Genomic DNA, 21,671 nt, shown 5'->3' with positions numbered 1-21,671 from the left:
TGGCGAGGCGGGCCCGGTCAGGGCTTCTGGAAACGGGGGAGGATGTCGCGCAACTCGGCGAGGCGCTGCAACGGATCGGACAGTTCCAGCAAATGTTGCTGCTCGCCCGTGCCCAGCGGCAGCAGTTCGGCCAACCGGAAACCCAGCCAGCTGGCATTCTCGTAGTCCTCGCGCGGTGCACTACGCCAATGTGGCGCAATCATCTCGATCAGGCGCTCGGCAATACTTTGCAACAGGGAGAATTCCACCGGTACTTCCTGGATTGGTTCGTCACCCCAGAGCACCACGCCGCTGCGCAAGAGCCCGTCGTGGCGTGCACGGGAACGCTGGGCGGTAAAGCGCTCGGTACCGGCAACCAGGATGGTCAGCACGCCGTCAGCGTCACCATGAAAGTCGATGATGCGGGCCACCGTACCGATGGCCGCCGGCATGATCGCCGCACCGGCCTCGTGCTCGCGACCAATGAGGCACACGCCGAAGCCCTTGTCCTCGCGCGTGCATTCGCGTACCAGGTCGAGATAACGCGGCTCAAAGATGCGCAGCGACAGCCGCCCCTGCGGAAACAGCACTGCCCCGAGCGGGAACAGCGGCACCTCGACCAGCTGGGATTGCGCACCCATGTATGCAGTCTAGCCAATCACGCCCGGCACGCAGCCCTTGCCGGGATCCAGCTGGAGGCGGCGACTGGAGCGGGCGTCCGCTACCGTCCAAGCATGGCGACGAAGCGCCGCGGCGCCCCTTCGAATCCGCCGTTGGACATGAACACCACGTGGTCACCCTCGCGTACCCTTGTGCGCAAGGCCGAAAGCAAGCTGTCGACGTCGGCAACCGTCGTTTCGCGCCCGCCCAACGCAGCGGCAAGGACGTGGGCATCCCACGGCAGATCCGCGCGCTGCAGGAAGATCACCTCGTCGGCGTCGCGCAGCGCCGGCCCGAGCGCCTTGGCATGCGCGCCCTGGCGCATGGAATTGGAGCGCGGCTCGAGCGCCACCAGGATGCGCTGGCGACCCACCTTGGCACGCAGCCCTGCCAGCGTGGTGGCGATGGCGGTCGGATGATGCGCGAAATCGTCATAGACGTGCACGCCGCGCGGCGTGCCCAGCAGCTCCATACGCCGCTTGGCCCCATGAAAATCCCGCAATGCGCCAAGCATGGCTTGCAGGTCGCCGCCGGCCGCCACAGCCGCCGCCAGTCCCGCCAGCGCATTTTCCACGTTGTGCCGCCCAAGCAAGGACCAGTGCACCTCACCGAGCGGCTCGCGGCCCCGGCTCACGGCAAACGCGGAACCGTCCGCAGCCAGCAGCTGTGCCTGCCAATCGCCGCAGTCGATGCCGAAGGTCTCCACCGGTGTCCAGCAACCCATGGCCAGCACCTCGGCCAACCGGGCATCCTGGGCATTGACCACCAACCGGCCGTGACCGGGCACGGTCCGCACCAAGTGATGGAACTGGCGCTGGATCGCAGCGACGTCGGGAAAGATGTCCGCGTGGTCGTACTCGAGATTGTTCAGGATCGCGATGTCCGGGCGGTAATGTACGAACTTCGAGCGTTTGTCGAAGAAGGCCGTGTCGTACTCGTCGGCCTCGACCACGAACGGCGCCAACCCAGGCCCCAGGCGCGCCGAAATGCCGAAATCGTCGGGCACGCCGCCGATCAGGAATCCCGGCGCCAGGCCCGCCCGCTCCAGCAGGTAGGCCAGCAGGCTGGCCGTCGTTGTCTTGCCGTGCGTACCGGCCACCGCCAGCACCGGGCGCCCGGCAAGCACGGTCTCGCCCAGCCACTGCGGCCCGGATACATAGCGCAGATGCGCGTCGAGCATGTATTCGACGGCGGGGTTGCCCCGGCTGAGCGCGTTCCCGACCACGACCAGGTCAGGCGCCGCATGCCCTGGGCTGGCGCGCAAATGCTCGGCCCGGTAGCCCTGCATCAGCGTGATGCCGAGCGTCTCCAGCTGCGTGCTCATGGGCGGATAGACATGGTCATCCGAGCCTTCGACCTCATGGCCAAGCTCGCGTGCGAGCGCGGCGACGCCGCCCATGAACGTGCCGCAGATGCCAAGAATGTGCAAACGCATGAGGATCGATCCGTCGGCCGGCAAAAACTGGACGCCAGGCTCAGCCGCTGGCGGCAGCTTTTTCGCCCAGCGCCGCGCGCAAACGCGCCGTGACCTGGTCCAGCTCACCGACCCCGTCGACCACCTGCAGCTTGCCGGCCCGCTGGTAGAACTCCGCCACCGGCGCCGTCTGTTCGGCATAGACGGCCAGACGCCTGGTGACCGTAGCCGGCTCGTCATCGGCGCGCTGCTCGGCCAGGAAACGGATCCGGCAACGTTCGATGATCACCGCACTGGGCACGTCGAGCTTGACCACGGCATCGAGCGGCTGCCCGATCCGCCCAAGCAACTGATCCAGCGCCGCCGCCTGGGACAGGTTGCGCGGATAGCCATCCAGGATGAAACCCTGTGCAGTGTCAGGGCGTGCCAGGCGCTCCTCGAGCATACCCAGCAGGATGTCGTCCGAAACCAGTTGGCCGGCCGCCATGACCGCCTTGGCCTGCAGCCCCAGCGTCGTACCGGCCGCCACGGCGGCGCGCAGCATGTCCCCGGTGGAAATGTGCGGCACGCCCAATTCGGCTTTCAGCCGCGCAGCCTGGGTACCCTTGCCCGAACCGGGCGCACCAAGGAGGACAAGTCGCATAATGCTCCAAGCTGTCTGTTGGCGGCCGCCTTGACGCGCGTCGCCAGATACACATGATGGCCGCCAAATTAACGTTTGCCATCAGCGCCGTCAAACACCGCAAACGCCCATCCCGTCAAAACCTGCAACGCATCCGGAGGTTCCCATGCGCTCGCGTCAAACGTCATCCGCTCCAACCGGCAGGCTGTTGTATGCCCAATCTGGCGGTGTCACCGCCGTGATCAACGCCAGCGCAGCCGGCGTGATCGATGCCGCACGCGCCCATGGCGTGACGGTCTATGCCGCCCGCAACGGCATCCTCGGCGCGCTGCGCGAGGACCTGATCGACACCTCGAAGGAATCCGCCTCCGCGATCACCGCGCTGGCGCACACGCCAGGCGGCGCATTCGGTTCATGCCGCTACAAATTGAAGTCGCCGGACGACAACCGCGCTGAATACACGCGGCTCATCGACGTGCTGCGTGCACACGATATCCGCTGGTTCCTGTACAACGGCGGCAACGACTCCGCCGATACGGCACTGAAAATCTCGCAGCTCGGCCGAACCATGGGCTACGACATCCGCTGCATCGGCGTGCCGAAGACCGTCGACAACGACCTGGCAGTGACGGATTGCTGCCCCGGTTTCGGCTCGGTGGCGAAATACACCGCCATCTCCACCCGCGAAGCCAGTCTCGATGTCGCCTCCATGGCGGAGACGTCCACCAAGGTGTTCATCCTGGAAGTGATGGGCCGCCATGCCGGCTGGATTGCCGCGGCTGCCGGCCTGGCCGGGACGGAGCCCGACGACGCCCCACACATCATCCTGTTCCCGGAACGCGCGTTTGACGAACAGGCTTTCCTCGACAAGGTGAAGGCCACGGTCGAGCGCGTGGGTTGGTGCACCGTGGTTGCCTCCGAAGGCGTGCGCGACGCAGCCGGAAAGTTTCTCGCCGAAGCCGGCACGCGCGACGCATTCGGCCACAGCCAGCTTGGCGGCGTGGGACCCATGCTCGCCACCTTGGTGCGCGACAAACTCGGTTACAAGTACCACTGGGCGGTACCCGACTACCTGCAGCGCTCGGCCCGGCATGTCGCCTCCAAAGTGGACGCCGAGCAGGCCTACGCCGTCGGCAAGGCGGCCGTGGAATACGCGCTGGCGGGCATGAACGCGGTCATGCCGGTAATCGCGCGCACTTCCGACAGCCCGTATCGCTGGAAGATCGAGGCCGCGCCCTTGAACAAGATCGCCAACCGGGAAAAGAAAATGCCCGCGGCTTTCGTGAGCAAGGACGGCTTCGGCATCACCGCAGCAGCGCGGCGCTATCTGGCACCGCTGATCCGTGGCGAGGCACCGCTGCCTTATGGCAAGGACGGCTTGCCGGTATATGTCCAGTTGAAGAACCGGGCGGTGGCTAAAAAACTCGCCGATTTCAAGGCCTGAGGCGGCGTCCAGACCGGTGCAGCCAACGGCCGTCCAGTCGCGTTGCATTGCACAACGGTGCATACTTTGACATCCATTGTCTACCGCAGGCGCCCGCGCCAGCGGCCACATTGAACATTGACTAGAGGGGAGTTCCGATGCTGCAAGACTTCGGTTGGTGGATCATTCTGGGATGTGCGGTGCTCGCCATCCTGTACGGCGCATTCTCGGCACGCTGGGTCATGGCCCAGGCGCCGGGCAACGCACGCATGCAGGAAATCGCCGCCGCCATCCAGGAAGGCGCACGCGCCTACCTCAATCGGCAGTATTCCACGATTGCGCTGGTCGGCGTGGTCCTGCTCATCCTCATCGGCGTCTTCCTCAGCTGGCCGACGGCGATTGGTTTCCTGGTCGGCGCCGTCCTCTCAGGCGCCGCCGGTTACATCGGCATGAACGTGTCCGTGCGTGCCAACGTGCGCACGGCCGAAGCGGCTCGATCCGGCCTGGGCAGCGCCATGAACGTGGCCTTCCGCGGTGGGGCGATCACCGGCATGCTGGTGGTCGGCTTGGCCCTGCTGGGCGTGGCCGGCTATTGGCTGATCCTCACAAGTTGGATGGGCGTTGCCGGCGACCACGCCTTGCATGCCCTGGTCGGCCTGGCCTTCGGCAGCTCGTTGATCTCGATCTTTGCGCGCTTGGGCGGCGGCATCTTCACCAAGGGCGCCGACGTCGGCGCCGACCTGGTGGGCAAGGTCGAGGCCGGCATCCCCGAGGACGATCCGCGCAACCCGGCGGTCATCGCCGACAACGTCGGCGACAACGTCGGCGACTGTGCCGGCATGGCGGCGGACCTCTTCGAGACCTACGCCGTGACCGTGATTGCCACCATGCTGCTGGGCAGCCTGATGATTGCGGAAGTCGGTGCCAATGCCGTGCTGTATCCGCTCATGCTCGGCGGCGTCTCCATCGTGGCCTCGATCATCGGCACGCTGTTCGTCAAGGTGAAGGACGGCGGCGGTTCCATCATGGGTGCCCTGTACAAGGGCGTGGTGGTGTCGGCGGTGCTTGCGGCGGTGGCCTTCTACCCGATTACCATGGCCCTGATGCCGGACTTCAGCCACGGCGCGCTGAACCTCTGGGGCTGCACCTTGATCGGCCTGGTGCTCACTGGCGCGATCGTGTGGATCACAGAGTACTACACCGGCACCGACTACAAACCGGTGCAGCACATCGCCGCTGCGTCCGCCACCGGGCACGGCACGAACATCATTGCCGGCCTGGGCGTATCGATGAAGGCCACGGCCTGGCCGGTGCTCGCGGTATGCGCGGCGATCTGGGGCGCCTACGGCCTGGGCGGCCTGTACGGCATCGCCATCGCCGCCACGGCTATGCTGTCCATGGCCGGGATGATCGTGGCACTGGACGCCTATGGTCCGATCACCGACAACGCCGGCGGCATTGCCGAGATGGCGGACCTGCCCCCCGAGGTCCGCGGGGTCACCGACCCGCTTGACGCGGTCGGCAACACCACCAAGGCGGTCACCAAGGGCTATGCGATTGGCTCGGCAGCACTGGCAGCGCTGGTCTTGTTTGCCGACTACACGCACAACCTCGACGTCGCGATCCAGGCCAAGGCCGCGTTGAGCGGCATCGCCGCGCCAGTCATGGCCTTCGACCTGTCCGACCACATGGTCATCATCGGCCTGCTGATCGGCGGCCTGATCCCGTACCTGTTCGGCGCCATGGCGATGGAAGCGGTCGGCCGCGCCGCCGGTGCCGTGGTGCTGGAAGTGCGCCGGCAGTTCCGCGACATCCCCGGCATCATGACCGGTGCCGGCAAGCCGGAATACTCGCGTGCGGTCGACATGCTGACCAAGTCGGCCATCCGCGAAATGATCGTGCCTTCGCTCCTGCCCGTCGTGGTGCCCATCCTGGTCGGCTTGCTGCTCGGCCCCAAGGCCCTGGGCGGCGTGTTGATCGGCACCATCGTGACCGGCTTGTTCGTCGCCATTTCCATGACCACCGGCGGCGGTGCCTGGGACAACGCGAAGAAGTACATCGAGGACGGCCACCACGGCGGCAAGGGATCCGAGGCTCACAAGGCCGCGGTCACCGGTGACACGGTCGGCGATCCGTACAAGGACACCGCCGGTCCAGCGGTGAACCCGTTGATCAAGATCATCAACATCGTCGCCTTGCTGGTGATCCCGCTGCTGTAAGTCTGCCCGGCGATGGATTCCCCACGCAGCGGAATCCATCGCCAATTTCATCGTGCCGCGCAGCTTCCTGCGCGGCACTTCGTTATTGGGCCCCGGCCCCGTGTTTCCCGCTCCGCCCGCGGTGGAGCTGGCGGCAGCCCCAGGCGTTGCCGTAACCATCACCGCTGAACGGCCCCGCGCCGCGACAGGCCGCATGGTTTCCGCGTATGCTTCGCGGCCCATTACCCCCTGTTCTCCAGGACCGTCATGAGTTTGCACCTCGTACCCGCCGGCCAGAACGTGCCGGACGAAATCAATGTGGTCGTCGAAATCCCCAAGGACGCCGAACCGGTCAAATATGAAGTCGAGAAGCGCAGCGGGGCGATCTTCGTCGACCGCATCCTGTCCACGCCCATGCGCTATCCCTGCAACTATGGCTACGTGCCGGGCACCCTGGGCGGCGATGGCGACCCGCTGGACGCGCTCGTGGTATTGCCGCTGCCGCTGATGCCGGGGGCAGTCATCCGCTGCCACCCGGTGGGCATGTTGCACATGTCCGATGAGGCCGGCAGTGACGAGAAACTGTTGGTGATCCCGGTGGCCCAGGTGTTTCCTGGCTATGCCCACATCCATGACATCGGCGGCGTATCGGCGCACTGGCTGCAGCGCATCGGCCACTTCTTCGAGCACTACAAGGATCTGGAAAACAACAAGTGGGTGAAAATCGAGCGCTGGGTCGGCGCCGCCGAGGCGCGTGCCGAAATCCTCGCTGGCATCGCGCGTTACCAGGACGACCAGGCCAACCACGCCGCATGAGCGGGAGCGCCGCGGCGCCTCACTCATCGGATCATTCGCAGACCAGAGCTTAGCCGCGCTTGGCCGCGCTCGACTTGCCGGGCGCCGGGTGCGCCGGCTCGCCCTTCTTGCCCAATTGCTCGAGCAAGGTGTTCATGTCCTCGGCGTGCTCTTCTTCCATGGCCAGGATGCCTTCGAGCACGCGCCGCGTCGTCGGATCGTCGACTCCCACGTAGCGGATCATCTCGCGGTAGCTGTCGATCGCGATGCGCTCGGCCACGAGGTCTTCCTTGATCATGTCGACAATATCCCTGCCTTCGACGTAATCCGCGTGGCTGCGATCGAGCAGGCCCACGGGTGAAAGGTTTGGCTTGCCCTCGAGCTGGGTGATGCGCTCGGCCAGCAGGTCCGCATGGCCTTGTTCCTCGTTCGCGTGCGCCAGGAACTCGGCCTTGATCGCCTGCGAATGGATGCCCGAAGCCATGTAGTAGTGGTACTTGTAGCGCAGCACGCACACCAGCTCGGTGGCCAGCGCCTGGTTGAGCATGTCGACCACGACGGCGCGATTGGCACTGTAGCCAGCGGTCATTGCCCCGTCGTCGATGTTCTGCCGGGCGCGCTTCCGAATATTGCTGATATCGCTGACGAAAGCCTTGGACTTGGACTTGCTCATGGCCATGGTCGCATTCCTTAATATGGCAAACAGACGAAGCGGCGCTCGATCGAACGCGAGCCCCAGCGTACGCACGGCAGCGGTAAGGTCAAGTGAAGACGCCACAGCGAAACGCCGCGCGGCACGGTGCTCAACGCGGGCGATACGCGCGCAGAAAGGTGTCGACGCCCTGCATGGCCATGCGCTCGATGTCGCTGCCGGCCGATTCGGCGCACTCGTCGCAGCCAAACAAGCGGCGCAGCAGCAGGTCGCCCTTGATCAGGGAAAAAAACTGCACGCTGGCAGTGACCACGTCGGGAATATCCAGCGCACCCTGGTCAACCGCTTGCCGCAACAGACGTTCCATGAGGCGATGAGTACGCGCCGGGCCTTCTTCCCACAGCAACCTGCCATAGCGCGGATTGCCATGGCGGCAATCGCTGAGAATCGCGCGGAACGTGCCGACGTTCTCCGGCTGGCAATCGATCTGCATGTGCGCGCGCGCAATCATGCGCAACGTCTCGTCGATGCCGAGCCCGGATTTGAGCCCATAGATTTCCTCGGGCAGCAAATCCTGGATGCGCGAACGGATGACCTCGCGGAACAGGTTGTCCTTGTCGCCGAAATGGCTGTACACCGTGAGCTTGGACACGCCCGCCTCGGCGGCGATGGCATCCATGCTGGTGCCGGCAAAGGCGTTGCGGATGAACAAGGCCTTGGCAGCCACCAGGATGGCCGCGCGCTTCTCCATGTCCTTCGGGCGCCCGGGTCCCGGAGACTTGACTGGAGTGGCGCTCACCATGTGTCCCACCTTCCCAACGCAGATTCGGGCTTTTATTATACGGCTCGGTACACTTATATACTAGAGTCGTCCCCAACGCGATACATCCGGCGCAATCGCGGATTCGTCGGCAGCCCATCCAGAATCGGGCGCCCCGCGACGCCTCCAACATTGTCGACGGATCGTCGAGCTTCTACACTTCCAGCCTTTTGATCGGTGGTTCACTCACCATGGCCATGAACTTCGAACAAGCACGCTTGAACATGGTGGAGAATCAGGTCCGCCCATGGGACGTGCTGGACAACCGCGTGCTCGACATCATCGGCCGCATCCGGCGCGAGGATTTCGTGGCGACGGCTCATCGGCAGCTCGCGTTTGCCGACCTGTGCTTGCCGCTAGGACACGGCGAGGTGATGATGAAGCCCGTGGTCGAGGGCCGCGTCCTGCAAGCCATGGATTTGCGCCCCACCGACCAGGTACTCGAGATCGGCACCGGCTCCGGCTATCTGTGTGCCTGTCTGGCCGGCCTCGCTGCGCAAGTCACGAGCCTGGACATCCACGCCGACTTCACCGCCGACGCGCAGCAACGCCTGCGCAACGCCGGCATCGCCAACACCTCGCTGCTCACCGCCGACGCGGTACTCGCATGGCGGCCAATAGAGAAGTACGACGCAATCGTGGCCACCGGCGCCGTGGCGCAGCTCCCCGAACGCTGGCTGGAATGGCTCGCGCCCGGTGGGCGTCTGCTGGTGATCCGCGGCCAATCGCCGGTGCAGCAAGCGGCCTTGCTCACCCCCGCCGCCGGCGAAGGCGTGCATGAGCAGACATTGTTCGAGACCGACCTGCCCTACCTGCGACATGCCGAACCCGTGGCGTCATTCGTTTTTTGACTCTCCAAATGTTCCCCGCTCCCCGAGGCATCCCATGCGTTTGAAGCTGCTCGTTCTGGCCCTGGCGCTCAGCGCCACCGCCATGCCTGGCCATGGCGAGGATCTGCTGAGCGTCTATCGCGAAGCCCACGCCAACGACCCCGTGCTGGCGCAAGCCGACGCGACGCGCCTGGTCACCGGCGAAGGCGTAAGCCAGGCGCGTGCCCTGCTCTTGCCTCAAATCCAGGGCGGCCTGACCTTGAGCCAGACGAACGGCGGCGGCGGTACGGCCTTGGTCAATACTTCAGGGCAGCCGGTACCAACCGGTCTCAGCGGCCATACGCGTACCCGCAGCCTCAGCGGTACGCTCAGCCAGAGCGTGTTCGATTTCAGCAAGTACGCCAACCTGAAGGCCGCACACTCGGCATCCGACGCGCAGGACCAGGTATTCCGCGCGGCCGAGCAGAATCTGTTCGTGCGCGTGGCTACGGCGTATTTCAACGTGCTGACCAGCGAAGACGAACTCGCGTTCGCGAAAGCCAACGAGGATGCCTTTCACCGACAGTACGAACAGTCAGACCAGCAATACAAGGTTGGCCTGTCGGCAATCACCAACATGTACCAGGCCAAGGCGTTCTACGAGGCCGCCAAGGCGCAGACCATCACCGCCGAGAACGCCCTGAACGACGCGCGCGAAGCACTCACCCAGATCACGGGTAAGCCGACCGGGGCGCTGAAGAAGCTGCGCCAGGACCTGCCGCTGGAGCCGCCAAGCCCGAACGACCAGGACGCCTGGGTCAAGCAGGCGCTGGCGAACAACCCCAACCTGTTGGCGCAGCGCGACAACGTCGAGACCGCCGAGCACAACATCACCGCGGCACGCGCCGGCCACCTGCCGACGATTACCGCACAGGTCAGCTACAACAAGAGCGCCACGTGGTACCAGGCGGCAAACTCCGGCTTCGAGCGGCCGGCGGCAACCACCATCGGCCTGACCTTGAACGTGCCGATCTTTTCCGGCGGCCTGACCCAATCCCGGGTGCGCCAATCCATCTACCAGCGCGATGCCGCCACCGACTCGATGGAACTCGAGCGCCGCCAGGTGGTGCGCGATACGCTGAATTTCTATCGCTCGGTGATTGCCGGCATCGCCCAGGTGCAATCGGCCAAGTCCTCGGTGGAATCCGGGGAGAAGGCGGTGGAGGCGATGCGCGCGGGCTTCGACGTCGGCACGCAGACCTTGACCGACGTCTTGCTGGCAATCCAGACCTTGACGTCGTCGGAGAGCAGCTACTCCCAGGCCCGGCACCAGTTCATCCTGAACAAGTTGCTGCTGAAACAGGCGGCGGGCACGGCCGGCCTCGACGATCTGCAGGCCATCAACGCGTTGCTCGAGTAACCGCCCGCGCCCGGTCGGCACAAGCCTGCGCCTTCGCCTCCCGCGCTCACTCCTGCAATAAGACGTCGACCAGGTGCATGACCCTCGGCACGGCGCCCCGCTCGCGCTCGAACACGCTGTGTGCCGCCGCGCCCATGCGACGCTGCTGCTCGGGATCGCGCAACAAGCCGAGCACTTGTGCGGCCAGTTGGGCGGCGCCGGCGACCCGCACGGCCCCATGGTGCTGGATCAGGCTTAGCGTGATCTCCTGGAAATTGAAGGTGTAGGGGCCGACCAGCACCGGCGTGGACAGGGCCGCCGGCTCGAGTACGTTGTGGCCACCAATGCGCACCAGGCTGCCACCGATGAACGCGACGTCCGCGCAGGAAAAATACGGCATCAACTGACCCATGGCGTCGATGACGAACACCTGGTGCTGTGCCGCCGGCGCGCCGTGCGCGCTGCGCGTGGCCGCGGTGAAGCCCTGCGCCCGGGTCAGGTGCTCCACCAGCCGGAAGCGTTCCGGATGCCGTGGCGCCAACAACAACAAGGCGTCGGGGAATTCCCGCATGATCTGGCGATGGGCTTCCAGCACGGCCAACTCCTCGCCCTCGTGTGTGCTGGCCGCGATCCACACCGGACGCTTGCTGCCCCACCGCGCGCGCATCGCCGCCCCGACGGCCACCGCGTTGTCGGGGATCGGCATGTCGAACTTCATATTGCCGGTGACAATGATCTGCCGGGGGTCGGCACCGAGCAGGCGGTAACGGGCGGCGTCGCTGCGCGACTGCGCCGCAATCACCCTGACGCAGCCAAGCGCCGAACGCGCCAGCGCACGTAGCGGCCGGTAGCCGCGCAGCGAACGCCGCGACAACCGCGCATTGACGATCATCAGCGGGATTCTCCGCTCGTGGCAGGCGAAATACAGGTTCGGCCAGATCTCGGTCTCCACGATCAGCGCCAGGCGGGGGCGCACCTGACGCAGGAAGCGCTCCACCGCGAACGGCAAGTCATATGGCAGGTAGACGTGGAACACACTGTCGCCGAACAACTGGTGCACCCGCGCCGAGCCCGTCGGCGTCACCGTGGTGACAACCATGGGCGCTTGCGGATAGGCCAGAGCCAGCTCCCGGATCAGTGGCACTGCGGCATTCACTTCGCCGACGGACACCGCATGCACCCACAAGCTGCCTTGCAGTCCGGGATGGGTGAAGAATCCGAAGCGCTCCGGCCAGCGGCGGCGGTAAGGACGGGAGCGCAGCCCACGGGCCAGCAGGCGCAGGAGCATCAGCGGCGTCACCAGATACATCGCCAGGGTATAGAGAACGCGCACGTCCGATCCTTGCCGCCAGCGCCGAAGTATAGCCAGCGCACGCCCCTGACCCGCGGCGGCATGCCCCTTACAATGCGCGGCATGCCAGGTACGCCACGCCCGCAATTCAATCGCCACCTGCTCAGCCCACGCCATTGGCTGGGCTGGCTCGGGGTCGGGGTGGTGTGGCTGATCGGGCAACTGCCGTACCGCAGGCTGCTGCGCCTGGGCGGTTGGCTGGGCGCCTTGACCACGCACCTGCCGTCCCGGCGGCGGCATATCGCGCAAACCAACATCGCGCTGTGCTTCCCCGACTGGCCGCCGGCGCGCCGCGCCGCGTTGGTGGACGCCAACCTGCGCGACCTGGGGCGCATGCTGGTGGAGTTCGCCCTGGGCTGGATGGCCAGCGACCGGCACCTGGCGCGCATCCCCAACCAGATTGAAGGCTTGGGACACCTCGAGGCGGCGCGTGCCCAAGGCCGCGGCGTCCTGCTGGTCGGGGGGCATTTCTCCCACCTGGAGTTGTGCGCGCGTCTGATTTCCTCGCGCGTCCGTATCGCCGGGATGTACCGACGCATGGACTCGGCAGCGTTCGAATGGGCCGTGCTGCGCGCGCGCCTGCGCTACGCCGATGCCATGTTCGACAAGGCCGACATCCGCGGCACGGTGCGCTACCTGAAAGCCGGCGGCACCCTGTGGTACGCGCCGGACCAGGACATGCGCAGCAAGGACATCGTGTTTGCGCCGTTCTTTGGCGTGCCAGCCGCCACCATCACCGCCACCCACCACCTGGCCCGGCTGTCCGGGGCCGTGGTGATCCCGTTCTTCCATCACCGCCTGGCCGACGGCAGCGGCTATGCGCTGCGCCTGGGCAAGCCGCTACTGGACTTCCCGAGCCCTGATGTCCTGGCCGACTGCACGCGCGTCAACGCCTGCATCGAGGACATGGTGCGCGAGGCCCCGGAGCAGTATCTGTGGGTGCACAAGCGCTTCAAGACCCGCCCCCGGGGCGAAGCCTCGCCCTACTGAGAATCCTTCTTGCGGCGGCGCGCCTCGTGCAGCTTGGCGTACTTCAAGAACGCATAGAACGCGTGCACGCGCGCGGCGATGAAGCCGGCCCAGCCGGCCCGCCAGTGGCCGCGCCAGAGGTAATAGCGGACAAACGCCACGCTGGGATACAGCACCATGCGCCAGCCGAGCGTTCCCGGGCTGCGGCTCCCCGCATCGTCCAGCTGCAAGGTCGAATAACGGTTGGCCTTGGCCACGCGCCCGGCAATATCACGCTCGCCGTAGTGGTCGAGGACCACGCCCAGCACGCCTACCGGGCCATCCACCACCACCGCCTCGTGCACCGCATGGCCGCTCATGTGCGCACGCCGGCGGTCGAACAGGCGCACGTAGTGGTTGAGCCGCGTACCGGCTGCCTGCCAGCGCCAGAACAACCACTCGCGACGTGACAGCTCGTAGCCGGCATGCCGGGGCCCGAGCAGGGCACGTTGCAGCACCGGCGCGGCACGGTCGGGAACGGCTTCGTCCGAATCGAGCAGGAGCACCCAGGCATGGCTGGCCAGGTTGATCGCCGCCTGCTTTTGCGCGCTGTAACCGGCAAACGGTTGCTGGCTGATCCGGGCGCCGTAGTGCGCCGCAATGGCCAGGGTCGCGTCGGTCGAGCCGGAGTCGAGCACCACGATCTCTTCGGCCCAACGCACACCGCGCAGGCAGGCATCCAGTGTGTCGGCATTGTTGCAGGTGGTGACCACCACCGAGAGCGGCTCACGCTGCATGCCGCGCCTCTCCCGGCGTCGCCGGGTCCGGTTCGACAAACAATGCCGCACACCACAGTGCCAGCAACCAGACGAACAGCAGGCCCCACCACGCCGAATAGAAGGCCAGGTGGGTATTCAGGGGAAACAGCATCGCCGCGAGCGCCAGGCTGACCGGAAACGCGCGCGCGCGCGCGGCCGCACCCACGCCGCGCCAGCAGCGCCAGGCCAAGGCACAGCCCGCCAGCCACAGCAGCAGACCGACACCGCCGGTCTCACTCAGGATCTCCAGCAACAATTGGTGCGCATGGCAGGCGCCCTCGCCGACGCCGCAGGGCTCGGCCACGAGGAAATGGTCATTGGCCGGCACGTAGTGCGGGTAGGCATAGCGGAAGCCGCGTACGCCGACGCCATTGACGGGATGCGCGGCAATCATGCGCGTCGCCGTACGCCAGATGTCCAGCCGTCCACTAAGCGCCGTATCCAGGGCCTGCGGATGATCCTGGAGCATCAGCAGGGTGCGCTCCGCACGTTGCTGGAAACGACCCGACGTTTGCCAGGCCAGCCCCAAGGCCAGCGCCAGACAGACGGTGGCCGCGGCGCAAAACCAGGCGAAACGACGCGGAGACGCCACTGCATGCCAGGCAAAGCCCAGCGCGACCAGGCCATACATGAGCCAGGCCGCGCGCGAACCCGCGAGCAGAATGGGACCCAGCAGCAAGGCCAGCGCGAGCAGCCAGCCGGGATGCCCGAAGCGCCGACGCGCCGCCCACAGCACCAAAGGCGAGAGCACCGCCAGGGTCGGCCCGAGCTTCAGGTTGTCGGCACCGAAGATGCCGGAAATACGTTCGGCCGGAGCATGTCCGCGCAGGCTCCAGCCGGTAAGGATTTGCATCCACGCGTCCAACACCCACAGCGCCACCAGCGCGGCAACCGTCACGTACAACGCGCGCAATCCAGCCTCCCGGCGGATCATCAGGCAGGCAAACAGGCCCAGCGGCACATAGCGCAGCAGCCCAGCCACCGTTTCCCAGCTCTTGGCCGGGGCAACCGCATCGGGCGCCGAGAGCAAGGCCGCACCAATGTAGGCGGCAAGCAGGCCCAGCAGCAGGCGCGCACCTCGAGTGGCGAGCAGGGCAGGCGGATTCCCGATGCCGAGCCAGAGGACACCGACCAGGCAAAGCAAGGTGCCCACCTCCGCGCTGCGCCCAAAGGGCAGCAACACGATGACCAGCGCAAATGGCCACCACGGGTAGCGCACCCTAGCAGAAGTCATGGATCCGTCGACTCCGGGATAAACCCGCATTGTAGGCAACCCGTCACGACCGCCCCGCCGGCAGCGCGCACCCGGCCGGGCATGATGTTCAGCCCGCGGCTACCTCGGCGTACAGCGCCAAAGTGGCGCGCTGCATGTCCTCCAGGCTGTAGTTCTCCAGCGGGGCGATGGCAGGGGCCACGCGCAACAGCTCGGCGGCCCGCTCGACCAGGCGTTCGTGGTCGCCTAGCGGTACCCGCCCGGCCGGATACAGCTCGGCCAGCAGCTCGCCCACCCCGCCGTGCGCATAGCCCAGCACCGGCCGGCACAGCGACAGCGCCTCCACCACGGTGCGGCCAAACGACTCGGGCTGGTTCGACAACTGCAGGACAATGGCGGACACCGCGTAGACGTCGCGGATGTCGTCGCGCGGCGGCGACAACACCAACTGCGAGGTCACCCCGCGCGAGCGGGCCAGTTCACGCAACTCTGTCACGTAGGCCTCGCGGCCGGGTTCCACCACGCCCAGCAGCAACAAGCGCACCTCAATGCCACGCCGCTTCAGGTCGGCAAGCAGCTCGATGGCGTCACGATGCCCCTTGAGCCGGGTGCCACGGGCAGCCAGGGTCAGCAGAGGCGCTCCGGCAAGTTCCGGATACTCGGCGAAGAAAGCTTTTTTCCATGACTCGTCGGCCCGGTAACCATAAGGAAACATCGCCGGGTCGATGCCGCGCGGGATGACCCGCACCCGCGACGGTTCCAGGCCGCGATAATGGCTAAGCACATAGTCGCGAACGGTTTGTGAAACCACGATGACGCGGTCGCCGCGCACCATGATGCTGCTGTACCAGCCTGGCGAATTGAGTCCGTGCACCGTGGTCACGAAACGCGGACGCGGGTGCAGGCCCTTGAGCGCCCACCAGCCCAGCCATGCGGGCACGCGCGACCGCGCATGCACGATGTCTGGACGTATCCCGCGCAAGAGGCGGCGCAAGCTGCCGATTCGGGTCAACGCGCCCAGGGTCTTGCTGCGCAGGTCCAGGGTGATGTGTTCGCTGCCGGCAGCCGCCAATTGCGCAGTCATGCGCCCGCCGGCCGAGATCACCACCGAGCGGTGGCCACCCTGTACCAGCGCCTGAGCTACTTCCAGCGTCGCCCGCTCGGCACCGCCAGCGTGCAGTGCCGGAATCAACTGGACGACGGTCAGCGGGTTGGCGAACGGATCGGGGCTGGACATGAGTACGTTGTCGAATACAGTTCCCATCGCGGGCAAGCAAGAACAATGCCTTTGAAACGCACGAATCCAGGGCCGGCTTCAGTCACGCAAGATGTAATGCGCGCCGCAATAGGCACAGGTGGACTCTCCGCCGTCCTCGACGATGGACAAATACACCTTGGGATGTGAATTCCACACTTTCATACCGGGCATCGGGCAGGACAAGGGCAAGTCGGCACGCGTCACCTGGTAGCGCTTCTCGGTATTTGCCGGCTTCAACGGTTCGCTGGTGACAACGGGGCGGGACATGGCCACACTTCCTACTGGACTGTAGTCTTGAATGGTAGCAGGCTGCGCCAGCCTGCCGATGATCCACAGGGGGCACACACAGCTGCAGCAAGCGCCCACGCGGGCGCATCGGAACCGACAACCGCTTGCGGCCCTTGGCCGTCCTTTCTCGTTCCAGGAGCAGACCATGAACCTTGCCAAGCTCACCGATCGCGTCAAGGCAATCCTGACCACGCCGAAAACCGAGTGGCCGCTGCTCGCCGCCGAGCCTGCCAACGTCGGCGGCTTGTATACGGGCTACATCATGATCCTGGCCGCCATCCCGGCGATCGCCACGTTCATCAAAAGCAGCCTGATCGGCTACGACCTGCTCGGCGTGACCATGCGCATCCCCATGCTGTCCGGGCTGGGCCATGCGATTGCCACCTACCTGGTGAGCCTGCTCGTGGTGTATCTGGTGGCGCTGATCATCGACGCGCTGGCACCGACCTTTGGCGGCGAAAAGAACCGCGTTCAGGCGCTGAAGGCCACCGCGTACGCATGGACCGCGACCTGGGTCGCCGGGGTGGCCATCATCATTCCCTGGCTGGGCTGGCTCATCGTGCTCGCCGGTGTTGTGTATGCGATCTACCTGCTTTACCTGGGCTTGCCGCCGACCATGAAATGCCCGCCGGAGCGCGCCGGAGCGTACACCGCCGTCAGCGTGATCGTGGCGATCGTCGTCAGCTGGCTACTGGGCATGATCGTCGCCGCCGTGATCGGCAGTCCCATGGGCAACGCCGCCCTCGATGGCGCGCGCGCGATCCAGCCAACGAGCGCCACCGTGAGCGACACCGGCGCCGCCAGCTATGCTCCCGCAGTGCCCGCGCCAGTCCCGGGCGCGTTCGACGTCGCGCGGACGACGATCGGCAGCTGCTGAGCAGCCAGGCGTCCGCCATCGAGCCCGGAGTCGAACGGTGCCGCTTCTGTCTGCGCTCTTTGCGCCGGTTGCCGCGTGGTGACCCAGGCTGACGCATGCTGGGTCATTACCGACCATGCGGCAGGCAACCAGCGCCAGGCGCTGGCGCTGGCCGCAGGGCTTGGTCTGCGTGCGCGGCACCTGCAACTGCAGCCGCGGGCACCATGGTCCTGGCTGGCCCCGCGCTGCACGCTGGGCGGCTCCTACGCGTTGCCAGCCGAGCAACGCAGCCTGTTCGCCCCGCCCTGGCCGCGGGTGGCCATCGGCTGTGGCCGCAGCGCGGCGTTATGTACGCGCCTGCTGCGCAAGCTCAGCGCCGGCGCCTGCTATGTCGTGCAGATCCTCGACCCGCGCTTGGCACCCACCCACTGGGACCTAGTGATCGCACCGCGCCATGACGGCCTTCGCGGCGCCAACGTCCTCAGTCCGATCGGCTCGCTGAACCCGATTGACGACGCGTGGCTGGCCGATGCGCGCGGCCAATGGCCGCGCCTGGGTGAGCTGCCGTCGCCGCGCATCGGCGTCCTGCTGGGTGGTCCGCGGCACGGCGTGGCGCTGGACGCCGCCTACGCGGAGCAACTGGTGCGGCGACTCCGGGCAGGGCAGGAAACCCATGGTGGCAGTTTGCTCGTGGTGGCCTCGCGGCGTACGCCCGATGCCCTGATCGCGCCATTCCGGGCCGAGGTAGGGCGCGTCGGACCAGGCCTGGTCTGGCGCAATACCGAAGATGGACCCAACCCCTATGCCGGCGTGTTGGGCTGGAGCGACGCGCTGGTGGTGACCCCGGATTCGGTGAACATGCTGAGCGAAGCCTGCGCCGTGGGCTGCCCGGTACACACCTGGATCGGCGCACCACTACCGGCGAAGCTGGCCTGTTTTCATCAGGTGCTGCGCGATGGCGGCTGGCTACACGACCTCCATGCCGCAGGTCCATTTCCCGCCCTGCCACCGCTGCGGGAAACGGCCGCCATTGCCGCCGTGGTGAACAACCGGATCGCTACGCATCTGCGCCGCCGCTGAACGAGCCACGCCCGCCGCCGGCTGACGCTTCACATCGGCAGTAGCGTTTTCCGACAGCGCGCAACCGGCGCGGCACTGCTCAACCGGCCGCGGGCGCGCCGTCAGCTGGCGGCCCGTCGAACGCCAGGCCGAGTTCGGCGGTCACCCCGGCCACCTCCGCAGCCAGACTTTCCAGTTGGGCATCGCGGGAATTGATGCGCGGGCGCTGATCGAGCGTGCACGCCAGGGCCCGGCGCAGCAGCTCGGCGTGGGCCCGAGCCAGGATCTCGTGTTGGGCGTCGTCCAGGAGGCCAGCGCGATGGCAGGCCTCGACCAGCGCGGCATTGGCCGTAACCTCGAGCAATTCGGGATGCTGTGCGGCATGTGCCAGGACCAAGCCTTGCAGGACAAACTCAATGTCCAGCAAGCCGCCACGGCCCTGCTTGAGGTCCATGCGCTCGGTATTCGAGCGGTCGCGCTCCTGGCGCCATCGTCGTCGCATGCCGCTGACTTCGGCCATGACCAGCACGGGTTCGCGCGGAGCGCCCAGGATGCTGCGGCGCACGGCTCGCAGCTCGTCGCACAATGGGCGATCGCCCGCAATCGGCCGGGCACGCAACAACGCCTGATGTTCCCACGTCCAGGCCCGACTCCGCTGATAGGCGGCGAAGGCGTCCAGCGAACTCACCAGCAGGCCCTTGGAGCCATCCGGACGCAGGCGCGTGTCGACCTCATACAAGCGGCCGGCCCGGGTCAGCACCGTCAGCCAATTCATCACCCGCTGCGCCAAACGCTGGTACCAGCGCGAGCCCTCCAGGGGACGCGCTCCATCGCTCACCACGGCGGCCCGCTGGCCGTCGTAGACGAACACCAGGTCGAGATCGGAGGCAAAGCCCAGTTCCTCGCCGCCGACGCTGCCATAGCCCAGCACTGCGAACCCGGAACCTTCACCAGCCAGCCGGCCATGCGCTGCCAGCACCTCGCGCTCGGCCAAGGTTGCCACCGCGTTCACCACCGATTCCGCGAGCGCCGCGAGACGCCGGGCCGTGGCCACCGCGTCGGCACGCCCGTCGACGAAGGCAAGGCCTAGGCGAAATGCCATCGAGGCCCGAAACTCGTTGATGCGTTCGAGCTCCGCCTCCGGCTCGCGCTCGTCCAGCGTGCCGAGGACGCGGCCGATTTCCGCGGCAATATCCGCCTGCCTGATCGGCAATTGGTCGATGCGTGGATCGAGCACGTCATCGAGCAGCAGGGGCTGTGCGATCACCCGCTCGGCGAGCAGGGCGCTGTCGGCAAACAACCGGGCCAGCCGCTTGCGCGCCGGTGGCTGCTCGTCGAGCAGCACCAAATATGACGGGCGACGCACCACGGCCTGCACCAGGCGGCACAGACGCAACAGGCATGCCGCCGGTGCACCGGTCTCGCGCGCCGCACCAAACAGTTGCGGCATGACATGGTCGAGACGCTCGCGCGCCCGCGCGGACATGCTGCGCACGGCCTGGGCCTGGACCAGCTGGTTGAGCATGCCGACCAGTCCATCGCCGGGGACGAAGCCTGATGCTTCCAGCGTCGATGTCTCGAGGGTCTGCGCCATCGCGCCTTGCCACAACACGGCGTCGGCCGCGGCCACCCGCGAGGCCCGCCCGGCCTGCGGCATCAGCACGGCGGAAAATTCCTCGCTCACCAGTGCCCGGTGTCGGGCCAGCTCGTCGCCGAGCGCGTCCCAGCCAGGCATGCCCAGGCCGAGCGCAATCCGCTCGCGGCTGAGTTGGTCTCCGGGAATGTCGTGGGTCTGTACATCGCGCAGCATCTGCACGCGATTTTCCACGCGACGCAGCAGTACGTAGGCTTCACGCAGCATCTGTGCCCGCGCCGCATTGATGCGCCCGCGCGCCTGGCAGGCCACCAGAGCATCGAGCAGATTGCGCACGCGCAGGGATGGTTCCCGGCCACCGCGGATCAACTGCGTAAGCTGCACGATGAATTCAACCTCACGGATGCCCCCCGGACCAAGCTTGAGGTTGTCGGCCAGATCCCGCCTCGCCACTTCCGCGTCGATCAAGGCCTTCATCTCGCGCAGGCCGGCAAACGCGGTGTAGTCGAGGTACTTGCGGTACACGAAGGGCCGCAGCAGCTCCAACAGGCGCTTGCCTGCGGCGCGGTCCCCAGCCACCGGTCGGGCCTTGATCCAGGCATAGCGCTCCCAGTCGCGGCCCTCGTTCTGGTAGTACTGCTCCATGGCCGCAAACGACAGCGCCAGGCGTCCCGAGGCGCCAAACGGGCGCAGGCGCAGGTCGACCCGGGCACAGATGCCGTCCACCGTGGGCTCGTTCAACAGGTGCACCAGCAGACGCCCGAGGCGGACGAAGTACTCGCTGTTGTCGAGGACACGCGGACCATCGGTCTGGCCGCCGTGCGGATAGGCCAGCACCAGATCGATGTCGGAGGAAAAATTCAGCTCGCTGCCGCCGAGCTTGCCGAAGCCCATGACCAGCAGGTGCTGCACACTCCCTTCGTCGTCGCGACTCTGCCCGCAGCGTGGTTCCAGCGCCCGTTCCGCCCAGCCCAGCGCCAGTTTCAACAGGGATTCGTAGAGTACGGTGGTCGCCGACAAGGTCTCCGGCAAATCGTCCAGGCCGTTGACATCGCGGAAGACCAGGCGCAAGGCCTCGGCATGGCGAAAGCGCCGCAGCGCCTGCATGCACAAGGCTTCGTCGCTCGGCAGGTGCAGGTCGCCGATGCGTGCGCCGGCATCGCTGCCGGAACGGAGGCGTTCGATACCCTGCGGCGCCAGCAGCTGCGGCTGCCGACACCACACCTCAAAGGCGAAATCGCTGGCCAGCAGGGTGCGCCGTATGCGCTCGGCCACGCCGGCATCGTCGTGCAGGCGTACGCCAGCCGCCCGGCAGCGCGCCACCAGCTCGGCGTATCGGCTGTCGATCAGCGCGCGCAACGCCGGAGATTCCATGACAGGCATCGGCACATTGTGCCGCAGCTGTCGACAACGCACACTGGTGCCGCCCCTGTCACGGACCAAGGCCGCCAGCCCGCGCACCCTTCGTTCCTGCCGTCCGATCTGAACCTCGCCACACCCGGCTTTGTCCACACA

19 protein-coding genes are annotated in these 21,671 nt (G+C 66.6%); 8 read left to right on the top strand and 11 right to left on the bottom strand.

From position 1 onward, the window contains the following. Positions 1 to 17: 17 nt before the first annotated feature. The 3 genes from AC3WJB_RS04390 to AC3WJB_RS04380 all read right to left on the bottom strand — a co-directional run bounded on the left by AC3WJB_RS04390 (position 18) and on the right by AC3WJB_RS04380 (position 2,696). On the bottom strand, positions 18 to 620 hold the full coding sequence (locus AC3WJB_RS04390) for an LON peptidase substrate-binding domain-containing protein (protein ID WP_492679093.1): 603 nt from the start codon (positions 618 to 620) through the stop codon (positions 18 to 20). An 80-nt stretch (positions 621 to 700) separates the two neighbouring features. Further along, positions 701 to 2,074: a UDP-N-acetylmuramate:L-alanyl-gamma-D-glutamyl-meso-diaminopimelate ligase gene (gene mpl, locus AC3WJB_RS04385; protein WP_492679091.1), complete on the bottom strand. Its 1,374-nt coding sequence runs from the start codon at positions 2,072 to 2,074 to the stop codon at positions 701 to 703. Positions 2,075 to 2,114: 40 nt separating this feature from the next. Further along, positions 2,115 to 2,696: an adenylate kinase gene (locus AC3WJB_RS04380; protein ID WP_492679089.1), complete on the bottom strand. Its 582-nt coding sequence runs from the start codon at positions 2,694 to 2,696 to the stop codon at positions 2,115 to 2,117. Positions 2,697 to 2,841: 145 nt separating this feature from the next. On the opposite strand from AC3WJB_RS04380, the gene AC3WJB_RS04375 reads away from it, so the two are divergent. The 3 genes from AC3WJB_RS04375 to ppa all read left to right on the top strand — a co-directional run bounded on the left by AC3WJB_RS04375 (position 2,842) and on the right by ppa (position 7,112). Continuing rightward, positions 2,842 to 4,119 (top strand): 6-phosphofructokinase, encoded by a 1,278-nt coding sequence (locus tag AC3WJB_RS04375; RefSeq protein ID WP_492679087.1) that lies wholly within the window; start codon positions 2,842 to 2,844, stop codon positions 4,117 to 4,119. 137 nt (positions 4,120 to 4,256) lie between these two features. Continuing rightward, complete coding sequence (locus AC3WJB_RS04370; RefSeq protein ID WP_492679085.1) at positions 4,257 to 6,317, top strand: sodium-translocating pyrophosphatase; 2,061 nt, start codon at positions 4,257 to 4,259, stop codon at positions 6,315 to 6,317. Between the two features lie 246 nt (positions 6,318 to 6,563). Further along, positions 6,564 to 7,112, top strand: coding sequence for an inorganic diphosphatase (gene ppa, locus AC3WJB_RS04365; RefSeq protein ID WP_492679083.1), 549 nt, complete (start codon positions 6,564 to 6,566; stop codon positions 7,110 to 7,112). A 49-nt stretch (positions 7,113 to 7,161) separates the two neighbouring features. On the opposite strand, the gene AC3WJB_RS04360 is transcribed toward ppa, so the two are convergent. Further along, the gene (locus AC3WJB_RS04360; protein WP_492679081.1) at positions 7,162 to 7,770 is read right to left on the bottom strand and encodes a ferritin-like domain-containing protein; all 609 of its coding nucleotides are present in this window, start codon (positions 7,768 to 7,770) and stop codon (positions 7,162 to 7,164) included. Positions 7,771 to 7,894: 124 nt separating this feature from the next. After that, positions 7,895 to 8,545, bottom strand: coding sequence for a TetR/AcrR family transcriptional regulator (locus AC3WJB_RS04355; protein WP_492679079.1), 651 nt, complete (start codon positions 8,543 to 8,545; stop codon positions 7,895 to 7,897). Positions 8,546 to 8,754: 209 nt separating this feature from the next. Here AC3WJB_RS04355 and AC3WJB_RS04350 point away from each other — a divergent pair, with 209 nt between their 5' ends. Next, entirely contained in the window at positions 8,755 to 9,414 is a 660-nt protein-coding gene (locus tag AC3WJB_RS04350) for a protein-L-isoaspartate O-methyltransferase family protein (RefSeq protein ID WP_492679077.1), read from the top strand. A gap of 34 nt (positions 9,415 to 9,448) precedes the next feature. Beyond that, a complete protein-coding gene (locus tag AC3WJB_RS04345; RefSeq protein WP_492679075.1) occupies positions 9,449 to 10,792 on the top strand; it encodes a TolC family outer membrane protein in 1,344 nt (447 codons plus the stop codon). Between the two features lie 46 nt (positions 10,793 to 10,838). Here AC3WJB_RS04345 and waaA read toward each other — a convergent pair whose 3' ends face one another. Continuing rightward, positions 10,839 to 12,104 (bottom strand): lipid IV(A) 3-deoxy-D-manno-octulosonic acid transferase, encoded by a 1,266-nt coding sequence (gene waaA, locus AC3WJB_RS04340; RefSeq protein WP_492679073.1) that lies wholly within the window; start codon positions 12,102 to 12,104, stop codon positions 10,839 to 10,841. A gap of 72 nt (positions 12,105 to 12,176) precedes the next feature. Between waaA and lpxL the strand changes: the two genes are divergently transcribed. Then, positions 12,177 to 13,112, top strand: coding sequence for an LpxL/LpxP family Kdo(2)-lipid IV(A) lauroyl/palmitoleoyl acyltransferase (gene lpxL / locus AC3WJB_RS04335; RefSeq protein ID WP_492683064.1), 936 nt, complete (start codon positions 12,177 to 12,179; stop codon positions 13,110 to 13,112). Here the strand turns inward: lpxL and AC3WJB_RS04330 are convergent. The 4 genes from AC3WJB_RS04330 to AC3WJB_RS04315 all read right to left on the bottom strand — a co-directional run bounded on the left by AC3WJB_RS04330 (position 13,106) and on the right by AC3WJB_RS04315 (position 16,626). After that, positions 13,106 to 13,867 carry a glycosyltransferase family 2 protein gene (locus AC3WJB_RS04330; protein ID WP_492679071.1) on the bottom strand — a complete coding sequence of 254 codons (762 nt, stop codon included), beginning with the start codon at positions 13,865 to 13,867 and terminating at the stop codon, positions 13,106 to 13,108. The two genes, lpxL and AC3WJB_RS04330, sit on opposite strands and share 7 nt — an antisense overlap. Then, positions 13,857 to 15,122: an O-antigen ligase family protein gene (locus AC3WJB_RS04325; protein WP_492679069.1), complete on the bottom strand. Its 1,266-nt coding sequence runs from the start codon at positions 15,120 to 15,122 to the stop codon at positions 13,857 to 13,859. Before AC3WJB_RS04325 ends, AC3WJB_RS04330 begins: the two co-directional genes overlap by 11 nt. Before the next feature lie 88 nt (positions 15,123 to 15,210). Continuing rightward, positions 15,211 to 16,338: a glycosyltransferase gene (locus AC3WJB_RS04320; RefSeq protein ID WP_492679067.1), complete on the bottom strand. Its 1,128-nt coding sequence runs from the start codon at positions 16,336 to 16,338 to the stop codon at positions 15,211 to 15,213. 78 nt (positions 16,339 to 16,416) lie between these two features. Next, the gene (locus tag AC3WJB_RS04315; RefSeq protein ID WP_492679065.1) at positions 16,417 to 16,626 is read right to left on the bottom strand and encodes a zinc-finger domain-containing protein; all 210 of its coding nucleotides are present in this window, start codon (positions 16,624 to 16,626) and stop codon (positions 16,417 to 16,419) included. 166 nt (positions 16,627 to 16,792) lie between these two features. On the opposite strand from AC3WJB_RS04315, the gene AC3WJB_RS04310 reads away from it, so the two are divergent. Both AC3WJB_RS04310 and AC3WJB_RS04305 read left to right on the top strand, forming a co-directional pair. Further along, positions 16,793 to 17,524, top strand: a complete 732-nt coding sequence (locus AC3WJB_RS04310; RefSeq protein WP_492679063.1) for a Yip1 family protein — start codon at positions 16,793 to 16,795, stop codon at positions 17,522 to 17,524. A gap of 75 nt (positions 17,525 to 17,599) precedes the next feature. Beyond that, positions 17,600 to 18,583, top strand: a complete 984-nt coding sequence (locus AC3WJB_RS04305; RefSeq protein ID WP_492679061.1) for a mitochondrial fission ELM1 family protein — start codon at positions 17,600 to 17,602, stop codon at positions 18,581 to 18,583. A 79-nt stretch (positions 18,584 to 18,662) separates the two neighbouring features. Here the strand turns inward: AC3WJB_RS04305 and glnE are convergent, their stop codons facing one another. Then, entirely contained in the window at positions 18,663 to 21,539 is a 2,877-nt protein-coding gene (gene glnE, locus AC3WJB_RS04300; protein WP_492679059.1) for a bifunctional [glutamate--ammonia ligase]-adenylyl-L-tyrosine phosphorylase/[glutamate--ammonia-ligase] adenylyltransferase, read from the bottom strand. Positions 21,540 to 21,671: the final 132 nt, after the last annotated feature.

The organism is Rhodanobacter sp. FW510-R10 (assembly GCF_058781105.1).
This window is presented reverse-complemented; position numbering and strand designations above follow the sequence as displayed.